Origin of the sequence: Streptomyces malaysiensis subsp. malaysiensis, from assembly GCF_040653035.1 — a bacterium.
Taxonomy (GTDB): domain Bacteria; phylum Actinomycetota; class Actinomycetes; order Streptomycetales; family Streptomycetaceae; genus Streptomyces; species Streptomyces malaysiensis.
In genome coordinates, this window is the sequence record NZ_JBEZNG010000006.1 from 422,472 (window position 1) to 442,811 (window position 20,340).

Below are 20,340 nucleotides of genomic sequence, written 5' to 3' on the forward strand. Positions count from 1 at the left end.
GGTGCTTCCCCTTCGCCTTGGATCCGCTTTGCTCCGCGGAACCGGGTGCTTGCGCTGCGCTTTCTGCTTCTTTTCCCGTGGGCCGGGGCCCCCAGCCCTCTACGACGGTACCTTGCCGGGCCCCCGGTTCGGGCCCCCCTTGGACCTACTCGGTCCAAGGGGGGTGTCACCACCGAAGATTCAGCCGAGCCCGACCGACGTCTTGCGGGTGGAAACGATCTGGTCGACAAGACCGTACGACAGGGACTCCTCGGCCGTGAGGATCTTGTCCCGCTCGATATCGTCGCGGATCTTCTCGATGGGCGTGGTGGAGTGCTTGGCCAGCATCTCCTCGAGCTGAGAACGCATGCGCAGGATCTCGTTGGCCGCGATCTCCAGATCGGAGACCTGACCACGCCCGGTCTCACTGTACGGCTGGTGGATCAGGATCCGGGCATTGGGCAGGGCCATCCGCTTACCCGGCGTACCGGCGGCGAGCAGTACGGCCGCGGCGGACGCCGCCTGGCCCATGCAGACCGTCTGGATGTCGGGTTTGACGAACTGCATCGTGTCGTAGATGGCGGTCAGCGCCGTGAACGAGCCGCCGGGCGAGTTGATGTAAACCGAGATATCACGGTCCGGGTCCATCGACTCCAGGCACAGCAGCTGCGCCATGACGTCGTTGGCCGAGGCGTCGTCGATCTGGACGCCCAGGAAGATCACGCGCTCTTCGAAGAGCTTCGCGTACGGGTCGTACTCGCGGATGCCCTGGGAGGTGCGCTCGACGAATCGCGGAACGACATAGCGGGATTCGGCCATCGGGCCGTCGTACAGGCCGCTGCCGGGGAAGTTGCTCATCTGGGTCTTCACCATCCTGTGGCGATCTGGGGGCTGGAGGTCGGCTAGCGGGACGGCGGGACTCAGGCCCCGGTGCCGCCCCCGCCCGGAACGCTGGAGGCGGACGTCATGACGTCGTCGACCAGGCCGTACTCCTTGGCTTCCTCGGCGGAGAACCAGCGGTCGCGGTCGGAGTCACGGACGATCTGCTCAACCGACTGGCCGGTGTGGAAGGCGGTCAGCTCGGCCATGCGCTTCTTGGTGTGCAGCAGCCGCTCGGCGTGAATCTTGATGTCCGAGGCGGAACCCGCCAGGCCCGCGGAGGGCTGGTGGATCAGGATCTCGGCGTTGGGCAGCGCGAAGCGCTTGCCCGGGGTGCCCGCGCTCAGCAGGAACTGGCCCATCGAGGCGGCGAGGCCCATGGCGATGGTGACCACGTCGTTCTGGATGTACTGCATGGTGTCGTAGATCGCCATGCCGGCCGAGATCGAGCCGCCCGGGGAGTTGATGTAGAGATAAATGTCCTTTTCCGGATCGGCGGCGAGCAGGAGCAGCTGAGCCGTGATCTTGTTGGCGATGTCGTCGTCGACCGGCTGGCCGAGGAAGATGATCCGCTCGCCGAGCAGCCGGTTGTAGACCTGGTCGCCGAGGCCACCGACGGTCGGCTCGCCGGCGGCGGAAGGCATCGTATTCGTCACGTATCCACCTGCTCGTCTCTGACGGCTTACTGGCCGTCTCAGCGTCTTCTTCTGGGGTTCGGGGATCTGGTGCCGGTGCGGCCCCGGCGGGCTTGTGAGACTCCCCTGCCCTCGTATCTACGGACCCTAACGCGCTGGTCGGCGGGCGCCATCCCGCATCAGGAACTGTTCGCTCTGAGCGCATGTCCCGGCACCGGGGCGGCGTCGCGGAACACGAACGGGCCCGGACGCGCGCAGACGTTCGGGCCCGTTCGTACGGGCTGTGGAGCGGGCCGGGATCAGCTCTCGGCCTTGTCCTGCTTCTCCTGGGGCTCCGCGGGCTCCTCGGCGGCCTCGGTCGCGGCCTCGGCGGGCTTCTCCGCGGCCTCGGAGGTGACCTCGACCGTCTCGCCGGTCTCGTCCTCCTCGTCGTCCAGGTCGACGGTCTCGCCCTTGTCGTCGACGACCTTGGCGGCCTCGACCACCACGGCCAGCGCCTTGCCGCGGGCGACCTCGCCGACGAGCATCGGCACCTGGCCGCCCTCGACGACGGCCTGGGCGAACTGGTCGGGGCTCATACCGGAGGACTGCGCACGGCGCATGAGGTGCTCGGTGAGCTCCTCCTGGCCGACGGACAGCTGCTCCTTGTTGACCAGCTCGTCGAGGACGAACTGGGTCCGGATGCCCTTCTCGGCCTGCTCCTTGAGCTCCGCCTCGAACTCCTCGGCGGTCTTGTCCTGCATCTGGAGGTACGAGTCGAGGTTCAGACCCATCTGGGCCAGCTGGTGGTGCTCGAGGTTGTGCTTACGGGTGTTGATCTCCTCCTGGAGGAGCTTCTCCGGAATCGGCACCTCGACCAGCTCCAGGAGGGCGTCCAGCACCTTCTCCTGGGCCTGGGTGGCCTGCTCGAACTTCTTCGACCGCTCCAGGCGCGTACGGCTGTCCGCGCGCATCTCCTCGAGGGTGTCGAACTCGCTGGCCAGCTGGGCGAAGTCGTCGTCGAGCTCGGGCAGCTCACGGGCCTTGACCTCGGAGACCTTGACCGAGACCTCGGCCTCCTTGCCCTGGGCGGAGCCGCCCTTGAGCTCGGAGGTGAAGGTGGCGTCGCCGCCCGCCTCCAGGCCGGTCACGGCCTCGTCGATGCCGTCCAGCAGCTCGCCCGAGCCGATGGTGTAGGTGACGCCGGTGGCGACACCGTCCTCCAGGACCTCGCCGTCGACCTTGGCCTCGAGGTCGATCACGACGATGTCGCCCTCGGCGGCGGCGCGCTCCACCGGGGTGGTGGTGGCGAAGCGCTCGCGCAGCTGCTCGACGGACTTGTCGATGTCCTCGTCCGAGACCTCGACGGAGTCGACGGTGACCTCGATACCGGAGTAGTCCGGGATCTCGATGGCCGGACGGATGTCGACCTCGGCGGTGAAGGTCAGCAGCTCATTGTCCTTGAGCTCGGTGATGTCCACCTCGGGCTGGCCGAGCGGGTTCAGCTCACCCTCATTGACCGCGTCGGTGTAGAACTTCGGGAGCGCCTCGTTGACCGCCTCTTCCAGCACGGCGCCACGGCCGAACCGCTGGTCGATGATGCGGGCAGGGATCTTGCCCTTACGGAACCCGGGCACCGAGACCTGCTGGTTGATCTTCTTGTACGCCGCGTCGAGGCTGGGCTTGAGCTCCTCGAAGGGCACCTCGACAGTGAGCCGAACCCGGGTCGGGTTCAGGTTCTCCACGGCGCTCTTCACGGTTGGGTCTCCTTGGGGGCTGACGTGTGGTGTTCGGCTGCGGTGCGCTGTCGCGTCGCAGCGGACTCGCGTCCGGTTAAAAGACACAGACGCGCAGCTTGCATAGTAACCGCAAGCATGACGGGCCCCACAACGCGATCTTGACGTCTGTGGATGGTCGGGGTGGCCGGATTCGAACCGACGACCTTCCGCTCCCAAAGCGGACGCGCTACCAAGCTGCGCCACACCCCGTCGGTGCGACACGTAGGGTACATGCCCGCGGACCCCCCGGCTGCCGCTTATTCGACTGGTGGGCAAGGGTGTGCGGGGAGCGGGGAGGAACCGCTACGATGCATGCCGTGCCGCGGTTCGGGTGATCACGCCTGGGCGGGGTGTTCCGGGAGACCGGTGCATCCGTGTACGCGGCGTGTGCGGGCGTAGCTCAATGGTAGAGCCCCAGTCTTCCAAACTGGCTACGCGGGTTCGATTCCCGTCGCCCGCTCCATGACTTTCGGCCCGGTCCGGGGAACTCCCCGGACCGGGCCGTTCGCATTCGCGCACACTCGCCCATGTGCACACGCCCGGGCGTCCGCGCCCCGGTGACTCGGGGCCGCGGACGCTTCGGGGTCGATGCTCAGGGGCTGGGGTCAGGGGTTGATGTCGGCAAGGGCCTCGGCGGCCGAGTTGAGGAAGTCCTGGATGTCCGGCGCGACGTTGGACGAGGCGAGCAGGAACCCGAAGAGGATCGCGACCAGGGCCGGCCCCCACTTGACTCGACCATTACGGATCATCAGCACCAGGATGATGCCCACCAGCAGTACCAATGACAGGGAAATGGCCACAACATCCCACCCTCGGTCGCACACGTCTCACAGGCCCCGGAAGCACGCGACCCCGCACACCCCCGCAGCCCCCATCGTGCCATCAACTCCCCCCGCTCAGCAGTGGGGTGGAGCGATAAACGGTCACTTGTGCACACGACACCCACCTCACCGGTACCCGTCCGGTATCCGTTCATTCAAAGGGGCATGGGTGACGCTGCCCACAACTCGGCGAAGCGCCCGAGCGATGAATTCGAGCCGCCCCGCCCCACCGCTCCAGATGATCTAGGACAGGAATTCCGAATTCGCCCGGCGATCACTCGGCAGGGTGACAAAACACCAATGAATCAGACATTCCACCGGAGCCCCCTGCGGGGCATATGCACCAATTAAGTGGGATGAAAGCCGTCAGAACGGACGGCCTGAGCCAGGATATCGAATGATCGCATCGCTTTGTCGACTCTCCGGTCGACTTCGTGGGGCCGACTATCGGCCGCGCCATGAAGACTATGAACGGAAAGCAAACTGAACGAGGTTTTACGCAATACAGGTTTCAGCGCTATCGTGCCTCAGATGTTTCACGCTGCCATGACTCCCCCACGCGCAGTGAGGTCCCGGGTGGTCTCCCCCAGTTCCTGGTGGGAGGGCCTGTGACCAACTCCCTGCGCCCACACGGTTATCAGCGGACCCCGCTCCCCGAGGAGACCGCGCCCACTCCCCCCACGCCGCGGGCCGAAGAACCAGGGCAGCAGGCGACGGCCCCGCCCGCCCCCACCTCCCCCGCCGGACAGAAGCCCAAACAGCGGGACGCGTTCTTCGACAACGCGAAGTACCTCGCCATCGTGCTGGTCGCGATGGGCCACTCGTGGGAGCCGCTGACCGACAGCAGTCGCACCGCGGAAGCGCTGTACATGATCGTGTACACCTTCCACATGCCGGCCTTCATCCTGATCTCCGGCTACTTCTCGCGCAGCTTCGACATGCGGCCGGACCGGCTCAAGCGGCTGATCACCGGGGTGGCGGTGCCCTACCTGGTCTTCGAGGTCGCGTACACGCTGTTCAAGCGCTGGGCGGACGACGATCCGACGTACGACTTCAGCCTGCTGGACCCCTGGTACCTCACCTGGTTCCTGATCGCGCTGTTCGTATGGCGGATGTCCACTCCGCTCTGGAAGCTGGTGCGCTGGCCGATCCCGCTCTCGCTCGCGGTCGCCACGCTCGCGGCGGTCTCGCCCGACATCGGCGACGACCTGGACATGCAGCGGCTGCTCCAGTTCCTGCCGTTCTTCGTCCTCGGCCTGTGCATGAAGCCCGAGCACTTCCAGATGATCCGCCGGCGCTCGGTGCGGATCGCGTCCGTGCCGATCTTCGCGTGTGCCTTCGTGTTCGCCTACTGGGCGGCGCCGCGGATGAGCTCGGCGTGGTTCTACCACCGCGACAGCGTCCAGGAGCTGGGCGCGCCGCCGTGGACCGGCCCGGTGATGACGCTCGCCCTCTTCGGCTGCTCGGTCGTGCTCGTCAGCTGCTTCTTCGCCTGGGTGCCGCGGCGCCACATGTGGTTCACGGTGCTGGGCGCGGGCACGCTCTACGGCTACCTGCTGCACGGCTTCCTCGCCAAGGGCTCCCGCTTCTGGGGCTGGTTCGACGACTACCAGTGGCTGCACAAGCCGCTGGGTGAGATCACGGTCACGATCATCGCCGCCTCGGTGATCACCGTGCTGTGCACGCCTCCCGTCCAGCGCGCCTTCCGCTTCGCCATGGAGCCGAAGATGGCCTGGGCCTTCCGTAAGGACCCCGCCGAACAGGCACGGAGCCGTACGACGACCTCGGCCTAGCGCGCCGAGGTCACGACAGCGAAGGGCCGGCCCGCGGACTGACTCCGCGGGCCGGCCCTTTTGCCGGCCCAGCGCGGCCCAGCGCGGCCCAGCGCGGCCCGGCACCCCCGGCGTCCCGCACCAGCACATCGCTGTCGAACGACGACGTCACATGGCCGATAAGTGCCGCTCGGGGGAGGGTGAGCTCGGCGATCCCCAGCCCGCGCCCGTAGATCGCGACCACCGTGGGCGAGATCTTCGTGCCGTCCGGGAGGTGGAGGGCGAGCCGGTGGCCGACCCGGGCATGGGCCGCCTTCGCCAGGAGCGCGTCCACGGCCACCCGGCCCGGCCCCAGGGCGTCCAGGCGCCCCTGGCGGACGTCCAGGTCCTGCACGGCCACCAGGTCACGGCCGCTGCCTGAGACGTCCTGTACGGACGGGGGCCGCATCCAGCGGCCGTCGCCCGAACCCACCGGGACCAGCGCCCCGGTGCGCGGCAGCCCCACCGACGCGGCCACGCCCGGTACCGAGGCGGCGCGAGCCGCGGTACCGGCCGGGAGTCCCCGGGGCGGAGATCACCTGGTCGGCGACGATGCCCGCCCGCCGCTGGCGGGCGCCCGCGTGGTCCTGGCTGGTGTGCATGAAGACCAGGGTCGAGGCGAAGGCCATGGCCAGCACGATCGGGGTGATCGCCGAGGCCAGGCGGCGGGCGTTGGCCCGGCTGTTGGCCGAGGCCGGATGGGCCGGTGCCGGTCCGGCGCGCAGCGGCAGGCCGATCAGCCATGCGCGCGGGCGGGCGATGAGCGGGCCGAGCAGGGCCACGGCGAGCATGAACAGCATCACGACCCCGAGGGCGGCGTTGGCCGCGTCGTCCCCGAAGGCGGAGGCGGCGACGCCGGTCATGACGATGCCACCGGCCAGGGCCGCGACGCCGAGCACCGTACGGATGACACCGGGCCGCAGCCGCTCCACGGCCGCCTCGCCGAGCGCCCGCCCCGGTGGGATCCGCGCCGGGCGGCGGGCGGCCAGCAGGCCCGCCAGGAGCGAGGTGAGGAGGCCGGCGCCGACGGCGACGACGAGCGGGATCCAGGAGACGGCAAGTTCCACCGGCCCGGGGATGGCGCCCTTCTCCTCGAACTGCCCGAACCACCGGCGGGCGAGGGCGTAGCCGGGCGGCAGACCGGCCGCGCCCGCGAGCGGGGCGACCAGCATCGCCTCGGCCGCGACGGAGCGGCGGATCTGGCGCGGGTGGCGCCGATGGCCCGCAGCAGGGCCACCTCGCGGCCGCGCCGGCCGACGGAGAGGGCGACGGTGCCCGCGGTGGTGAAGGCGGCCACGGCGGTGGCGATGCCGCCGAAGGAGCCGCCGAGGGCGATGAGCATCGCCTTGGCGTTGGCGAGCGTGGGCTCCTCGATGGCGCCGCGGCCGCCGCCGGTGTGCACGCGACCCTCCCCCAGCCTTCGGCCGGGAGGTGCCCCCTGCTGCCCGCCGGAGAGCTCACCGGGCCGCCGCCTGGTCCGTCCTCGAGACCGACCTGGGCGAGCACCGCACGGGCCCGCCGGCGGTCGGGGCGTGCGCCCGCGAGCCGCATCGGGAGCAGCACGTTCTGCTCGACCGTCAGGGAGGGGAGGAGGTTGAAGGGCTGAAAGACGAACCCGAGGCGGGCACGGCGCAGCGCTGTGAGCTTGTTCTCACTCATTCGAGTGATTTCGGTACCACCGAGCTTGACGGACCCGGCGGTCGGCCGGTCGAGCCCGGCGGCGCACTGGAGGAAGGTCGACTTACCGCAGCCGGAGGGGCCCATGACGGCGGTGAAGCTGCCGTGCGGAAGGGCCAGGTCGATACCGCGCAGCGCATGGACGGCGGTGCGGCCACGGCCGTAGCGGCGCTGGACGCCCTGGAGTTCGATGGCGGGGGCGTGGTGGTGCGGCGTCGGTGCCGCGGTCCCTCGCCGCTTGCGCGGCCACATGGTGGTGACCGTTCCCAGGAGTTCGCCCGATTCCCCTCGAACGTAGGGATCACGGCCCCTCGGCGGCCATGACGGCCACCGGCGTATCCGGGGTGGGGCCATCCCCCGCCGGGCCCGCCCTGGGCGCCACAGGGCGGCCTGGCGGGACCGGGAAGCGCGGCTGCCATCGGCGGATCAGCAGCGGGCGCTCGCTATTGGCGGCAGATCAGCAGCAGGGCCCGGTCGTCGTTGACGTCCTTCGCGACCGTCTCGATCAGGTGCCAGGCCGCGCCCTGGAAGCCGGAGCCGACATAGCGGTCCGCCTCGCCGGTAAGGCGGTCGATGCCTTCGCTGATGTCCCGGTCGGCGGTCTCGACGAGGCCGTCGGTGAAGAGCATCAGGACGTCGCCGGGGCGGAGGGTGCCCTTGGTGGGGTCGAACTGGGCGCCGTCGTAGACGCCCAGCAGCGGGCCATCGGCGGTCTTCTCCTCCCACTTGCCGGTGCCCGCGCTCAGCTGGAGCGCGGGCAGATGTCCGGCGGAGAAGAGCTCGAAGTCGCCGCTGTCGAGATCGAGGACGAGATGAATGGAGGTCGCGAACCCTTCATCCCAGTCCTGGCGCAGCAGATAGCCGTTGGCGGCCGGGAGGAAGCCGTGCGGGGGCAGGGAGCCCAGGAGGCCGCCGAAGGCGCCGGAGAGCAGCAGGGCGCGCGAGGCGGCGTCCATGCCCTTGCCCGAGACGTCGGTGAGGACGACCTCGAGGGTGCGGCCGCCGCCGGTGCGGGCGGCGACGACGAAGTCACCGGAGAACGACTGTCCCCCGGCCGGGCGCAGCGCCATCTCGCGGTGCCAGCCGCGCGGCAGACCGGGCAGCTTGCTCTGGACGCGGATGCGCTCGCGCAGGTCGAAGAGCATGGTGCCGCCGCGCCGCCAGGGCACCCCGACGCGGCTGCGGAACTGGGCGATCAACAGACCGAAGAAGCCGACGGCGGCGACGACCAGGATGGTGCCGGGAGTGACCCGGGAGGAGGCGTCCTCCTCGGTGTACGGGCCGAGCACGGCGGACTCCACGATCAGGGCCGTGGCGGCCGCCGCGTACAGGGCGAGCAGACTGGCCGGGCGCAGCAGCAGCCCGCCCGCGACGATGGGCAGGACGAGGGCGGACGGGGAGCACCAGTCGGGCTGGGCGATGGTGCCACCGGCGATGGCGGGGACGCCGAGGAGCAGCGCGGTCAGGGCGAGCCGGTCGGACCCCTCACCCCGGAAGTAGTCGACTCCGGCTTTGCGCACGCCTGTGCGAGCCCGGTGCAGAGCTCTGCGCATCCGGGCCCACGGAGTGTCCACGCCGCCAATCATTGCATCGGGACCCTACCCACCCGTTCGGACGCGCGTCGATTCGTGGCGCGTTGAACCACCCAGCCAGGGGGGCAATCGTAAGCGAAATTCGTTCGCGTGTACGGGAAACGGCTGCTAGGGATGGGAATATGAGGACTGAGCTGCGCGTGCTCGACCCATCGATTTGGGATGATTGGTACGGAAAACTGGTACTCGCGTTCGGGGGAGTTCCCGAAGCGCCGGAGGAATCCGCGCTCTGGCGGGAGTTGACCGAATGCGAGCGCTCCATCGGCGCGTGGGACGGCGCCGACATCGTCGGCACGGCGGGGCTGTTCAGCTTCCGGCTGTCGGTCCCGGGCGGCGGGATCGTCCCCGCGGCCGGTGTCACGATGGTGAGCGTGCAGGCCACGCACCGGCGGCGCGGGGTGCTCCGGGCCATGATGCGGCGGCAGTTGGACGACATCCGTGCCGCCGGTGATGAGCCGCTGGCCGTTCTGACCGCTTCGGAACCGGACATCTACGGACGGTTCGGCTACGGCGCGGCCACCCAGAACGCCTACGCCGAGATCGACACCGCCCGGGTGCGGCTGGCCGTCCCCGAGGGCACCGACGACGTGAGGCTGCGCGCCGTGCCCCCGGAGTCCGCCGTCGAGGCGTGCGAGGCCGTCTACGCCAGACGGGTGACCGCGCGGCCGGCCATGCTGGAGCGGCTCCCCGGCTGGGAGCGGCTGCCGGTGCTGGACCCGCAGGGCGAGCGCGAGGGGGCGTCCCCGCTGCGCTGTGTGCTGGCCGAGTCGGGCGGCGAGGTCAGCGGCTACGCGCGGTTCGCGGTCAAGCCCGACTGGGATCTGACCGGGGCGAAGGGCACGGTCCTCCTGCGCGATCTGGAGGCCCTCGACCCGGCGTCCTACGCGGCGCTGTGGCGCTTCCTCTTCGACCTCGACCTGACCTCGGTGCTGCGGACCGGCCCCCGCCCGGTCGACGATCCCTGGCAGCATCTGGTCTCGGACATCCGGCGGTGCGCCATGAGGACGCGCGATTCGCTGTACGTCCGTCTGGTGGACGTGGGCGCCGCGCTCGAGGCGCGGGCGTACACGGCCCCGGTGGATGCCGTCCTGGAGGTCACGGACCCCTTCTGCCCCTGGAACGAGGGGCGCTGGCGGCTGAGCGGCGACGCCAAGGGCGCCTCCTGCGAGCGCACGAGCGACGCCCCCGATCTCCGGCTGGGGGTGCGGGAGCTGGGAGCGGCGTATCTCGGCGGGGTCTCGCTGACCGCGCTGGCGGGTGCGGGACGCGTCCAGGAGGCCCGTCAGGGCGCCCTTACGGAGGCCGCGGCCGCCTTCGCGTCCCCGGTCGCCCCATGGCTGCCGCACGGCTTCTGAGACCTCGGGGTCCGCGACAGCCGGGCAAGGGTCAGGACAAGGGGCTCTGGCAGTCGGGGCACCAGAAGAGATTGCGGGCGGCGAGATCGGCGGTGCGGATCTCGCCACCGCAGACATGGCAGGGCTGTCCGGCGCGCCGGTAGACATAGACCTCACCGCCGTGGTCGTCCACGCGCGGCGGGCGGCCCATCGCCTCGGGGGTGTGCTCGGGGCGGACGGTGTCGATCCGGTTGTTCCGCACCCCCTCGCGCATCAGCACCACCAGATCGGCCCATATCGCGTCCCATTCGGCGCGGGTCAGCGCACGGCCGGGCCGGTAGGGGTCGATGCCGTGCCGGAAGAGCACCTCGGCGCGGTAGACGTTCCCCACACCCGCGATCACCTTCTGGTCCATGAGCAGCGCGGCCACGCTGACGCGGCTGCGGGAGATCCTGGCCCAGGCCCGCTCCCCGTCGTCCGCCGGGCGCAGCGGATCGGGGCCCAGCCGGTCGTGGATCGCCTGCTTCTCGCCATCGGTGATCAGCGCACAGGCGGTCGGGCCGCGCAGATCCGCGTACCCCTCGGGGTTCGCCAGCCGCAGCCGGACGGTGTCGGTGGGCGGCGGGGCGGGGGCCGGGCCGAAGGCGTACGTACCGAAGAGCCCCAGGTGGACATGGACCCACCCGGTGGCCGCGAAGTCCAGGAAGAGGTGCTTGCCGTGCGCCTCGGCGTGGCGCAGCGGCTGACCGTCGATCAGCCCGGCGCCGTCGGCGAACTTCCCCTGGGGGCTGGTGGCCCGGACGGGCCGGCCGCCGAAGGTCTCGACGTGGTCGGCGGCCAGCCGGTGGATGGTGTGCCCTTCGGGCATCAGTCGCCTTGCGGGTGGTGGGCCGGGATGGGCGGCAGCTCGCCGGTGGTCTCGTAGCCGGTGAGCATCTCGATACGGCGGGTGTGCCGCTCCTCGCCCGAGTACGGGGTGTTCAGGAAGACCTCGACGAACCTGGTCGCCTCGTCCTGGGTGTGCATCCGGGCGCCCACGCTGATCACATTGGCGTTGTTGTGCTCACGGCCGAGGGACGCGGTCTCCTCGCTCCAGGCCAGCGCCGCGCGCACTCCCTTGACCTTGTTCGCCGCGATCTGCTCACCATTGCCGGAACCGCCGATGACGATGCCGAGACTCTCCGGGTCGGCGGCGGTCCGCTCCGCGGCACGCAGGCAGAACGGCGGGTAGTCGTCCTGCGGGTCGTAGATGTGCGGGCCGCAGTCGACGGGCTCATGGCCGGCCGCGTTGAGCCACTCCACAAGGTGGTTCTTGAATTCGAAACCGGCATGGTCGGAACCGAGGTACACGCGCATGTGCCGAGTCTGTCATGGCCGTGTGATCGCCGCCGCCTCGGGTAGGCGTTCGCATAAATCTCTGAAATGCCAAAGAACCTCATGAAAACCTCAAGTAACGATCTGGAATCAAAGGTTCAGCTGGCGGACCTCCTGAGATTCACTGGCGTCGCTCGTAACCCGAGAGCAAAGGAATCGAGCATATGAGCGCACAATCTGCGACCAAGCCGGAGCGGCAGCAGCCACCCGGCGACCCGGGTTCTCCCGACGGCCTCAAGGCGGGGCTCAAGAACCGCCATCTCTCGATGATCGCGATCGGCGGGGTGATCGGCGCCGGTCTCTTCGTCGGCTCCAGCGCGGGTATCGCGAAGGCCGGGCCCGGCATTCTCATCTCGTATGCGCTGGTCGGCCTCATGGTCGTCTTCGTCATGCGGATGCTCGGCGAAATGTCCGCCGCCAATCCCACGTCCGGCTCCTTCTCGGCCTACGCCGACCGGGCGCTCGGCCGCTGGGCCGGTTTCTCCATCGGCTGGCTGTACTGGTTCTTCTGGGTCGTGGTGCTGGCGGTCGAGGCCACCGCCGGCGCCAAGATCCTGGAGGGCTGGTGGCCGGCCGTCCCGCAGTGGGGCTGGGCGCTGATCGTGATGGTGGTGCTCACCGCGACCAACCTGGTCTCGGTCGGCTCCTACGGTGAGTTCGAGTTCTGGTTCGCCGGGATCAAGGTCGTGGCGATCGGCGCGTTCATCGTGATCGGCGGGCTCGCGGTCTTCGGGCTGCTGCCGCATTCGGACAACGAGGGCGCGGGTCTGGGCCACCTCACCGACAGCGGCGGCTTCCTGCCGCACGGGCCGGGCGCCATCCTCACCGGCATACTGCTGGTGGTCTTCTCCTTCATGGGCAGCGAGATCGTCACCCTCGCGGCCGGTGAGTCCGCGAACCCGCAGCGGGCCGTCACCAAGGCCACCAACAGCGTGATCTGGCGTATCGCGGTCTTCTACCTGGGCTCGATCTTCGTCGTGATCACCCTGCTGCCCTGGGACGCCAAGGCGATCGCCGACAAGGGCAGCTATGTCGCGGCGCTCGACTCGATCGGCATTCCGCACGCCGGCGACATCATGAACGTGATCGTGCTGACCGCGGTGCTCTCGTGTCTGAACTCCGGCCTCTACACCGCCTCCCGTATGGCCTTCTCGCTCGGCCAGCGCGGTGACGCCCCGGCCGCCTTCGCCCGCACCAACAGCCGCGGCGTCCCGCAGGCCGCCATCCTCGGCTCGGTCGTCTTCGGCTTCGTCGCGGTCTGGTTCAACTACCAGTGGCCGGACACGGTCTTCACCTTCCTGCTGAACTCCTCGGGTGCGGTCGCGCTCTTCGTATGGCTGGTGATCTGCTTCAGCCAGCTGCGGATGCGCGGGATGATCCTGCGCGAGAACCCCGAGAAGCTGATCGTCCGGATGTGGCTCTTCCCGTATCTGACCTGGGCGACGATCGCGATGATCTCGTTCGTCCTGGTCTATATGCTCACCGACAAGGACGGGCGCGAGCAGGTGATCCTCTCCGCGCTGGTGGCCGTGCTCGTGGTGGCCCTCGCCCTGGTCCGGGACCGGATCACCGGCGGCCCCCGGCCCGCCGCGGCCACGTCCGCCGACGACGCCACCGACGCCTCCGCCGAGGAGACGGCGGCCCGGTAGGAGCGCGCGCTCTGCTGATTCCCCGTGCCCCTGGGCGGCGGCCCGTAGACCGCCGCCCAGGGGCACAGCAGTGTTCAGGGGTACGCCCAGGGGCCCTGCGCCGCGGCTCAGGCGACGCGCGGAAGGATCCGCTCCGCGAAGCGCCGGACCGCGTCCAGTACCCCCATGCCCCGGTGCCCGACGCCGGGCACGATGTCGAGGGTGACCTCGATGCCCAGCTCGGTGTAGTTGTCCCGGAGCGCGGTGATGCGCTCCACGCGGGTGCGGCCGACGGCGTCGGCGCCGTCCATCCAGTTGGAGTCACCGGGGTTGTTGATCTCCCAGGTCTCGGTGTCCTCCGATCCGACCACCATGTGCACCGGCACCTTGCGGATCTCCGCCAGCCGCACCGGGGCCCCGAAGCGCTCCTCGAACCCCTTCGTGCCCAGCCACCACTCGCGGTCGGGGTCGATCAGCGTGACCCGGCCCGGCGCGCCGATGGACACCCCGCTGAGCCGTTCGGGGTGCAGATACAGGAAGCGGTGCGCGAACTGCCCGCCGCCCGAGAAGCCCTGGAGCAGAAAGCGCTCGGTGTCGATGTGGAACCGCTCCCCCGCCTCGGCCACGATCGCGAGCAGCTCCTCGTCGTAGCGGATGCCGCCGTACTCGATGAACTTGAAGTTGTGCAGGTCATCCGGGTCCCCGATGCCCGCAGGGAACATCGGGGTGAGCACCACACAGCCGTGCCGCTCGGAGAACTCGGCCATCGCGTCCCGGTACTGGGCCGCGGTGCGCCCGGTGCCGTGCTGGATCACCATCAGGGGCAGCGGGGTGTCGGTGGTCTCGTGCACGGACGGGATGTGCAGGCAGTACGAGAACCGCTGGTCGTGCCGTGAGGCGAACCAGGTGGTGGAGCCGGTGCGGTAGAACGCCTTGGTGGTCTTGACGCGGGGGGTGGTCACGTATCGCTTCCTTCTGCCGTCGCGGGTGCCGCCACGATCGGCAACGGCCCGCACACCGCTCAAGATGATTGCCGCCTGAGCGTCAATACCTTCGACCCCTTCGGCGGTACGAGCGGCGGCGCGAGCGGGCGATACGAGCAGGCCGTATGAGCGGGCCGTACGTACGACGGCATGAGCCGCTCGGACGGCATCAGCGGTGCAGCGCGGAGAGCAGATCGACGCCCAGGTTGCGCACCGCCGCCTCGTCCAGCTGATAGTGCACCCGGGCCCCCTCCCGATGGGTGTGCACCATTCCGGCCTCCCTCAGCTTGCGCAGATGCCGTGACATCTGCGGGGGCGTCATCTCGAACTGGGTGGCCAGCTCCGTCGTCGTCATCGACTGCCGCAGCAGCGCCCGGCACATCCGGATGCGCAGCGGCTCGTCCAGCGCCCGCAGCCCGCGCATCACCACGTCCAGGGCGGTCGGCTCCGCGCCCGCCCCGTCGCGCACCGGGTACTGCACCACGACCGGGTAGCCGGGGTAGTGCTTGATCGCGAGATGCGGGTTGATGTGCAGCGAGGGCACCAGCAGACAGGGGCTGTCGGCGAGGCTGGCCCGCGCGTTGTAGAGCTTGTCGAAGACCACGCGCGGCGGGTCCTGCTCCATCCGGGCGGTGGGGAACCCGGCCAGCACCGTCGCCCCGTAGCGGGAGTGTTCATGGGAGCGGACCCGGGCGTCGGCCTCCAGGGTGGCGCGCAGCCGCGTCCACTCCGCCTCGAAGACCTCCTCGGCCACGGCGGACAGGAAGGCGATGAGGCCGTCGCGGAAGCCGGCCGGATCGGCCAGCAGCCGCAGCCCCAGGGAGAACCGGCGCTCGGAGAGCTGTCGCAGCCGGGCCAGGAAGCGCTCCGGCGAGCGGCCGCCGTGCCGCGGTCCGGAGCCAGGACCATGGCCGTTCTTGCCGACGAGCGCCTGCTCGGTCATCGTCCTGAACGTCTCCTCGTCCAGCCGCGCGACCTCCGCCAGCTCCTCCTCCAGCTCGCGCTCCGGGCCCGGGGCGAGGGGCAGCAGATAGCGGGCGCGGAAGGCGCCCCACAGCGGTGCCCACTCGACGGCCCGCTCCAGCAGCCGCTCGTCCGCGCCGTGCAGGACCGCACCCACCCAGCGCCTGCTGGCCGGATGGTGGCGTGGCCCGTCCAGCGCGTGCAGACAGGCGCACAGCTCGGCGAGGGGGGACAGCCGGGTGCTGATGTGGTGCTCCGGGGCGGACCCCAGTTCGATCACGACGGGCATCCGGGCAGCGTCGGCCATTGATGGCTTCGAGTCAATCGTCTTGTGGGGGCCGTCGGACGAGGCGCAAGCTCCAGCCCACTTCGCCTTCCCCTCCCTCGCCTGGAGCGTTCCCATGCCCCCTCTCCTCAGGAACGGCCCCCGTCTGGCAGTGGTGGCCGCCCTCGTGGCCACGGTGAGCAGTGCGTGCGCCATCGGTTCGATGGACGACTCGGGCGCCGTCGCCGACTACCCCTCCCGAGGTCTGTCGATCCTCGCGCCCGGGAGCGTCGGCGGCGGCTGGGATTCGCGGGCGCGCGGAATCGGTTCCGCACTCACCAGCTGCGAGATCATCGACGAGGACGTCACGGTCACCAACGCCCCGGGCGCGGGCGGCACCATCGGGCTGGCCCGGATGGCGGGGCGGGGAGGCGATCCGTACCAGCTGATGACCATGGACACGGTGACCATGATCGGCGGCGCCATCCAGAACCACTCCCCCGTGGAGCTGTCCGAGCTCACCCCCGTGGCCGGGCTCACGGTGAGCACCTCCGCGATCGTGGTGCCCGCGCGTTCCCCCTTCCGCGACCTCCGCTCGGTGCTGGCCGCGATGCGGAAGGACCCCAAGAAGACGTCCTGGGTGGGCGGTTCGCTGGGCGGCCCGGACCACATCATGGTGGCTTCCCTCGCCAAGGCGGAGGGCGTCTCCGCGCGCAAGGTCACCTATGTGCCCACCGGTGGCGGCGGTGAGGTGCTCAACCTGCTGCTGAGCGGGGCCTCGAAGGTCGGGCTGTCCACGCTGACGGAGCTCCGTCCGCAGATCGAGGCCGGAAAGCTGCGGGTCCTCGCGGTCAGCGGCGACAAGGCGCCCGAGGGCATCGACGCTCCCACCCTCGCCGAACTCGGCTACGGGGACGAGAGCGTGGTCAGCGTCGGCGGGGTGATGGCCCCGCCTGGTCTGAGCGACGACGAACAGCGGGCGATCGTGAGGGTGGTGGACCGGATGCGCCGGACTTCGTGCTGGAAGCGGGCGTTGCGACAGAACGACTGGAAGGCGGTGTGGGTGCCGGGGAAGAAGTACGGCGCCCTGATCGACAAGCAGCAGCGCCAGGTCGGCCGGGCGCTGACGTCCGTGGGGCTCGGCTCATGAGCGCGCGGGACGAGGCGGTGAGCGCGGTGAGCGCACGAGATACCACGGCGAACCCGGCCAACGCTGCCACGGACAGCACGGCCCCGCCCGACGGGCGCCCCTGGAGCCCCCGGATAGCCGCACTGCTCTTCCTCGCGGCGGGCGTCGCCGTGCTGGGCTGGGCCTTCGCCATTCCGGAGGGGGCCATCGACCAGGACGTGGGCCCGCGGGCGTTCCCCCTGCTGGTCGGCGTGGGGCTGTGCGCCGCGGCCTCGGTCGCCGTCGTCCAGGCGTTCCGCGGCAGCGACCCGGCGCTGGCCGAGCAGGTGCGCGAGGAGGCCCGGCTGACCGAGTGGCGCCCGGTGGCGGCCCTGCTCGCACTGCTGGTCTGCTACCTCTTCGCGCTGGCCCCGTGCGGCTACTGGCAGTCGACCACCGTGCTCTTCGCACTGGTCGCGCGGGTGCTCGGCAGCCGCCGGATCGTCCGTGACGCCCTGATCGGCCTGGTGCTCGCCCTGGCCGTGTACTTCCTCTTCGACCGTCTGCTGGGCATCCATCTGCCGCCCGGCATCGTCCGATTGGCGTTCTGACCATGGATGTCCTCAACGACCTCATGGGCGGTTTCGGCAGCGCGTTCAGCCCTCTGCATCTGCTGCTGGCCTTCGCGGGCTGCACCCTCGGCTCGCTGGTCGGCGTGTTGCCCGGACTGGGCCCCGCCACCACGGTGGCGCTGCTGCTCCCGCTCACCTTCGTCTTCGACCCCACCGGCGCGCTGGTGCTCTTCGCGGGCATCTACTACGGCGGGATGTACGGCGGCTCCACCACGGCCATCCTGCTGAACGTGCCCGGGGAGACGGCGTCGGTCCCCACGACCCTGGAGGGCCATCCGATGGCCCGGTCCGGACGCGCCGGGGCCGCGCTCGCCACGGCCGCCATCGGCTCGTTCGTGGCGGGCACGATCTCCACCGTCGGGATCACCTTCGCGGGCCCGGCCATGGCGCAGATCGCCGAGAAGATCCAGCCCGCGGAGTACTTCGCGGTGATGGTGCTCGCCTTCGCCACCGTCACCGCGGTCGTGGCCGACGCCCCGGCGCGCGGGCTGTGCAGCCTCTTCCTGGGCCTGGCCATCGGGCTCGTCGGCATCGACAGCCTCACCGGCCAGGCGCGCTACACCTTCGGGGTGCCGGAGCTGTACGACGGGATCCAGATCGTGGCCGTCGCCGTCGGCCTCTTCGCGATCGGGGAGGCGCTCTACACCGCGGCCCGGATGCGGCGGGCGCCCGAGGAGCAGATGCTCCCGGTGGGCGGCAGGATCGGAATGAGCCCCGAGGACTGGCGGCGGTCCTGGAAGCCGTGGCTGCGGGGTACGGCGATCGGCCTGCCGATCGGCGCCCTGCCGGCGGGCGGCGCGGAGATCCCCACGTTCCTCAGCTACAACGTGGAGAAGCGGCTCTCCCGGCACAAGAAGCAGTTCGGCAAGGGCGCCATCGAGGGCGTGGCCGGCCCCGAGGCGGCCAACAACGCCGCGTTCTCGGGAGTGCTGATGCCGCTGCTCACACTGGGCATCCCCACCTCGGCGACGGCCGGGGTGCTGCTGATCGCGTTCCAGATGTACAACGTGCAGCCCGGCCCGCAGCTGTTCGAGACCCAGTCGGCGCTGGTCTGGACGCTGATCGCCAGCCTCTACATCGGCAATGTGATGCTGCTCGTACTCAACCTGCCGCTGATCCCGCTGTGGGTGAAACTCCTCCGGCTGCCGCGCCCCCTGCTCACCGCGGGCATCCTGGTCTTCGCCGCCCTCGGGGTGTACGCACTGTCCCAGAACGCGGTCGACCTCGGCATCGCGGTCCTCTTCGGCCTCCTGGGCTTCGGCATGCGCCGCACCGGCTATCCCGTCGCCCCACTGATCCTGGGCGCCGTACTGGGCCCGATGGCGGAAACCCAGTTCCGCCGCGCGATGGCCTTCAGCGAGGGCGACTGGACGATCTTCTTCAGCCGCCCGCTCTCCGCGTCGATCCTGTGCCTGTCGCTGATCGCCCTGGTCGGCCCGATGGCAGCACGGGCGCTACGCCGAACGCGGGACCGCGAACCGGAGACGGCGGGCTGACCGCCGAACGAAACGCAGGGCCCCCGCGCGAGTCGACCGCGCGGGGGCCCCTTTTCCGCCTGCCCGTGTGTTCGGTGAGAAGACGATCACGCAAGCAGGTGGCCTGGTGGGCGCTCCGGGTTACGGAGTTACGGGTTACGGGTTACGGGGCCAGCAGCAGGTTGTGGGCGCGCTCCTTGGCGGCCGTGTAGCGGCGGGCCACATCCTGCCAGTTGACGACCTTCCACATGGCCTCGATGAAGTCCACCTTCTGGTTCTTGTACTGCAAATAGAAGGCGTGCTCCCAGGCGTCGAAGACCAGGATCGGCACCGAGCCCTGGCCCACGTTCCCCTGGTGGTCGTAGACCTGCTCCACCACCAGCCGCGCGCTGACCGGCTCGTACGCCAGCACGCCCCAGCCCGAACCCTGGGTGGTGGCGGCGGCCTTGGACAGCTGGGCCTTGAGGCCCGCGAAGGAGCCGAAGTCCTCGGCGATGGCGCCGGCCAGCTCTCCGACCCCGTCCTTCTCCAGCGGCTCGCCGCCGCCGTCGCCGGTCATGTTGTGCCAGTAGATGCTGTGCAGGATGTGGCCGGACAGATGGAAGGCCAGGTTCTTCTCGAGCCCGTTGATCGAGCCCCACTGATCCTTGTCCCGTGCCTCCGCGAGCTGCTCCATCGTGTCGTTCGCGCCCTTGACGTAGGCGGCGTGGTGCTTGTCGTGGTGCAGCTCGATGATCTCGGGGCTGATGACCGGGGCCAGCGCCGAGTAGTCGTACGGAAGTTCAGGAAGTGTGTAGATGGCCATGCGAAGCCCTTCGGACCGCTTATTGCAATTAACTTGCAAGTACACGCTAGCAGCAAGAGCGTTTTGCGCCACCGGACGTACTCCGGCCGAGAGCCGGGCGACGGGGATCGGGAACCGGGAACGGGGAGTGGCCTGATCTGAGCCATGCACGGGCTGAGCGGCGGACCTATGATCAAAGGTCGCTCGGAGGGGGAGGGCATGGATCCGCAGATCGCCGATCTCGCCAGGACGGCGGGCACCACCATGGTCACGTTGATGGCCACCACCGCCTGGGAGTCGGCCAGGGACGGCCTGGTCTCGCTCTGGCAGCGGTTCCAGCCCGCCAGAGCCGACGGCATCGGCGAGGAGTTCGAGGCGAGCCGCGCCGATCTGCTGCTCGCGCGCGAGACGGGCGACGCGGAGTCCGAGGCGGAGCTGGCCGCCGAATGGCAGGGCCGGGTGCGCCGACTGCTGGTGGCCCAGCCGGAGGTCGCGGACGAACTGCGCCGCATCCTGGACGAGTTGAACCCCCGGCTGTCCGATGAGCGACCCGCCGTCGGCGAGATCCATATGACGGCCGAGGCGTCCGGCAGCGGCCGGGTCTACCAGGCCGGCCGCGACCAGCACATCACCGAGCGGTGAG

17 protein-coding genes, 2 tRNA genes and 2 pseudogenes are annotated in these 20,340 nt (G+C 70.0%); 8 read left to right on the forward strand and 13 right to left on the reverse strand.

Features of this window, described 5'->3' with window-relative positions; all coding sequences use genetic code 11:
* Positions 1 to 180: 180 nt before the first annotated feature.
* The 4 genes from AB0E24_RS16250 to AB0E24_RS16265 form a co-directional block, all read right to left on the reverse strand.
* Positions 181 to 837, reverse strand: coding sequence for an ATP-dependent Clp protease proteolytic subunit (locus tag AB0E24_RS16250; protein WP_069865838.1), 657 nt, complete (start codon positions 835 to 837; stop codon positions 181 to 183).
* Between the two features lie 62 nt (positions 838 to 899).
* The gene (locus AB0E24_RS16255) at positions 900 to 1,514 is read right to left on the reverse strand and encodes an ATP-dependent Clp protease proteolytic subunit (protein WP_069865836.1); all 615 of its coding nucleotides are present in this window, start codon (positions 1,512 to 1,514) and stop codon (positions 900 to 902) included.
* 278 nt (positions 1,515 to 1,792) lie between these two features.
* Positions 1,793 to 3,229 carry a trigger factor gene (tig, locus tag AB0E24_RS16260; protein ID WP_158525906.1) on the reverse strand — a complete coding sequence of 479 codons (1,437 nt, stop codon included), beginning with the start codon at positions 3,227 to 3,229 and terminating at the stop codon, positions 1,793 to 1,795.
* Between the two features lie 154 nt (positions 3,230 to 3,383).
* Positions 3,384 to 3,460 (reverse strand) — tRNA-Pro (locus AB0E24_RS16265).
* A gap of 179 nt (positions 3,461 to 3,639) precedes the next feature.
* Here AB0E24_RS16265 and AB0E24_RS16270 point away from each other — a divergent pair.
* Positions 3,640 to 3,713, forward strand: a tRNA-Gly gene (locus tag AB0E24_RS16270).
* 142 nt (positions 3,714 to 3,855) lie between these two features.
* On the opposite strand, the gene AB0E24_RS16275 is transcribed toward AB0E24_RS16270, so the two are convergent.
* The gene (locus tag AB0E24_RS16275) at positions 3,856 to 4,050 is read right to left on the reverse strand and encodes a hypothetical protein (protein WP_079257628.1); all 195 of its coding nucleotides are present in this window, start codon (positions 4,048 to 4,050) and stop codon (positions 3,856 to 3,858) included.
* A gap of 629 nt (positions 4,051 to 4,679) precedes the next feature.
* Here AB0E24_RS16275 and AB0E24_RS16280 point away from each other — a divergent pair.
* Positions 4,680 to 5,864 (forward strand): acyltransferase family protein, encoded by a 1,185-nt coding sequence (locus tag AB0E24_RS16280; protein WP_069865830.1) that lies wholly within the window; start codon positions 4,680 to 4,682, stop codon positions 5,862 to 5,864.
* 49 nt (positions 5,865 to 5,913) lie between these two features.
* On the opposite strand, the pseudogene AB0E24_RS16285 reads toward AB0E24_RS16280, so the two are convergent.
* From AB0E24_RS16285 to AB0E24_RS16295, 3 genes and pseudogenes are all read right to left on the reverse strand, one after another.
* Positions 5,914 to 7,287 (reverse strand): annotated as a pseudogene (locus AB0E24_RS16285) (FtsX-like permease family protein); the annotation flags it as partial.
* Positions 7,288 to 7,320: 33 nt separating this feature from the next.
* A pseudogene (locus AB0E24_RS16290) lies at positions 7,321 to 7,811 on the reverse strand (ABC transporter ATP-binding protein); the annotation flags it as partial.
* A gap of 191 nt (positions 7,812 to 8,002) precedes the next feature.
* Positions 8,003 to 9,145, reverse strand: coding sequence for a PP2C family protein-serine/threonine phosphatase (locus AB0E24_RS16295; protein WP_069865824.1), 1,143 nt, complete (start codon positions 9,143 to 9,145; stop codon positions 8,003 to 8,005).
* A gap of 128 nt (positions 9,146 to 9,273) precedes the next feature.
* On the opposite strand from AB0E24_RS16295, the gene AB0E24_RS16300 reads away from it, so the two are divergent.
* Positions 9,274 to 10,506 carry a GNAT family N-acetyltransferase gene (locus AB0E24_RS16300; protein WP_232639588.1) on the forward strand — a complete coding sequence of 411 codons (1,233 nt, stop codon included), beginning with the start codon at positions 9,274 to 9,276 and terminating at the stop codon, positions 10,504 to 10,506.
* Positions 10,507 to 10,537: 31 nt separating this feature from the next.
* Here AB0E24_RS16300 and AB0E24_RS16305 read toward each other — a convergent pair whose 3' ends face one another.
* Both AB0E24_RS16305 and AB0E24_RS16310 read right to left on the reverse strand, forming a co-directional pair.
* Positions 10,538 to 11,353 (reverse strand): Fpg/Nei family DNA glycosylase, encoded by an 816-nt coding sequence (locus AB0E24_RS16305; RefSeq protein WP_069865820.1) that lies wholly within the window; start codon positions 11,351 to 11,353, stop codon positions 10,538 to 10,540.
* Entirely contained in the window at positions 11,353 to 11,841 is a 489-nt protein-coding gene (locus AB0E24_RS16310; protein ID WP_069865818.1) for a ribose-5-phosphate isomerase, read from the reverse strand. Before AB0E24_RS16310 ends, AB0E24_RS16305 begins: the two co-directional genes overlap by 1 nt.
* Positions 11,842 to 12,023: 182 nt before the next feature.
* Between AB0E24_RS16310 and AB0E24_RS16315 the strand changes: the two genes are divergently transcribed.
* Positions 12,024 to 13,508 carry an amino acid permease gene (locus tag AB0E24_RS16315; protein WP_147965902.1) on the forward strand — a complete coding sequence of 495 codons (1,485 nt, stop codon included), beginning with the start codon at positions 12,024 to 12,026 and terminating at the stop codon, positions 13,506 to 13,508.
* Positions 13,509 to 13,615: 107 nt separating this feature from the next.
* Here the strand turns inward: AB0E24_RS16315 and AB0E24_RS16320 are convergent, their stop codons facing one another.
* Both AB0E24_RS16320 and AB0E24_RS16325 read right to left on the reverse strand, forming a co-directional pair.
* Positions 13,616 to 14,449: an alpha/beta hydrolase family protein gene (locus tag AB0E24_RS16320; RefSeq protein WP_069865814.1), complete on the reverse strand. Its 834-nt coding sequence runs from the start codon at positions 14,447 to 14,449 to the stop codon at positions 13,616 to 13,618.
* 190 nt (positions 14,450 to 14,639) lie between these two features.
* Positions 14,640 to 15,722: a DUF5937 family protein gene (locus tag AB0E24_RS16325; protein WP_069866277.1), complete on the reverse strand. Its 1,083-nt coding sequence runs from the start codon at positions 15,720 to 15,722 to the stop codon at positions 14,640 to 14,642.
* Between the two features lie 112 nt (positions 15,723 to 15,834).
* Between AB0E24_RS16325 and AB0E24_RS16330 the strand changes: the two genes are divergently transcribed.
* The 3 genes from AB0E24_RS16330 to AB0E24_RS16340 are packed head-to-tail and all read left to right on the forward strand — an operon-like array spanning position 15,835 to position 18,934.
* Positions 15,835 to 16,848 carry a Bug family tripartite tricarboxylate transporter substrate binding protein gene (locus AB0E24_RS16330; protein ID WP_093702086.1) on the forward strand — a complete coding sequence of 338 codons (1,014 nt, stop codon included), beginning with the start codon at positions 15,835 to 15,837 and terminating at the stop codon, positions 16,846 to 16,848.
* Entirely contained in the window at positions 16,845 to 17,417 is a 573-nt protein-coding gene (locus AB0E24_RS16335; protein ID WP_359377556.1) for a tripartite tricarboxylate transporter TctB family protein, read from the forward strand. The genes AB0E24_RS16330 and AB0E24_RS16335 overlap by 4 nt, the downstream gene beginning before the upstream one ends.
* Before the next feature lie 2 nt (positions 17,418 to 17,419).
* Positions 17,420 to 18,934, forward strand: coding sequence for a tripartite tricarboxylate transporter permease (locus AB0E24_RS16340; RefSeq protein ID WP_359377559.1), 1,515 nt, complete (start codon positions 17,420 to 17,422; stop codon positions 18,932 to 18,934).
* 142 nt (positions 18,935 to 19,076) lie between these two features.
* Here the strand turns inward: AB0E24_RS16340 and AB0E24_RS16345 are convergent, their stop codons facing one another.
* Positions 19,077 to 19,718, reverse strand: a complete 642-nt coding sequence (locus AB0E24_RS16345; RefSeq protein WP_069865806.1) for a superoxide dismutase — start codon at positions 19,716 to 19,718, stop codon at positions 19,077 to 19,079.
* Between the two features lie 198 nt (positions 19,719 to 19,916).
* Here AB0E24_RS16345 and AB0E24_RS16350 point away from each other — a divergent pair, with 198 nt between their 5' ends.
* Positions 19,917 to 20,339: a hypothetical protein gene (locus tag AB0E24_RS16350; RefSeq protein WP_093702088.1), complete on the forward strand. Its 423-nt coding sequence runs from the start codon at positions 19,917 to 19,919 to the stop codon at positions 20,337 to 20,339.
* The last annotated feature ends 1 nt before the right edge of the window (position 20,340 follow it).

Excerpts from the sequence above, each read along its gene's own strand:
- AB0E24_RS16250 (WP_069865838.1), bottom strand. The coding sequence starts at position 837 with ATGAGCAACTTCCCCGGCAGCGGCCTGTACGACGGCCCGATGGCCGAA.
- AB0E24_RS16295 (WP_069865824.1), bottom strand. The coding sequence starts at position 9,145 with ATGATTGGCGGCGTGGACACTCCGTGGGCCCGGATGCGCAGAGCTCTG.
- AB0E24_RS16300 (WP_232639588.1), top strand. The coding sequence starts at position 9,274 with ATGAGGACTGAGCTGCGCGTGCTCGACCCATCGATTTGGGATGATTGG.
- AB0E24_RS16305 (WP_069865820.1), bottom strand. The coding sequence starts at position 11,353 with ATGCCCGAAGGGCACACCATCCACCGGCTGGCCGCCGACCACGTCGAG.
- AB0E24_RS16310 (WP_069865818.1), bottom strand. The coding sequence starts at position 11,841 with ATGCGCGTGTACCTCGGTTCCGACCATGCCGGTTTCGAATTCAAGAAC.
- AB0E24_RS16315 (WP_147965902.1), top strand. The coding sequence starts at position 12,024 with ATGAGCGCACAATCTGCGACCAAGCCGGAGCGGCAGCAGCCACCCGGC.
- AB0E24_RS16325 (WP_069866277.1), bottom strand. The coding sequence starts at position 15,722 with ATGCCCGTCGTGATCGAACTGGGGTCCGCCCCGGAGCACCACATCAGC.
- AB0E24_RS16330 (WP_093702086.1), top strand. The coding sequence starts at position 15,835 with ATGCCCCCTCTCCTCAGGAACGGCCCCCGTCTGGCAGTGGTGGCCGCC.
- AB0E24_RS16335 (WP_359377556.1), top strand. The coding sequence starts at position 16,845 with ATGAGCGCGCGGGACGAGGCGGTGAGCGCGGTGAGCGCACGAGATACC.
- AB0E24_RS16340 (WP_359377559.1), top strand. The coding sequence starts at position 17,420 with ATGGATGTCCTCAACGACCTCATGGGCGGTTTCGGCAGCGCGTTCAGC.
- AB0E24_RS16345 (WP_069865806.1), bottom strand. The coding sequence starts at position 19,718 with ATGGCCATCTACACACTTCCTGAACTTCCGTACGACTACTCGGCGCTG.
- AB0E24_RS16350 (WP_093702088.1), top strand. The coding sequence starts at position 19,917 with ATGGATCCGCAGATCGCCGATCTCGCCAGGACGGCGGGCACCACCATG.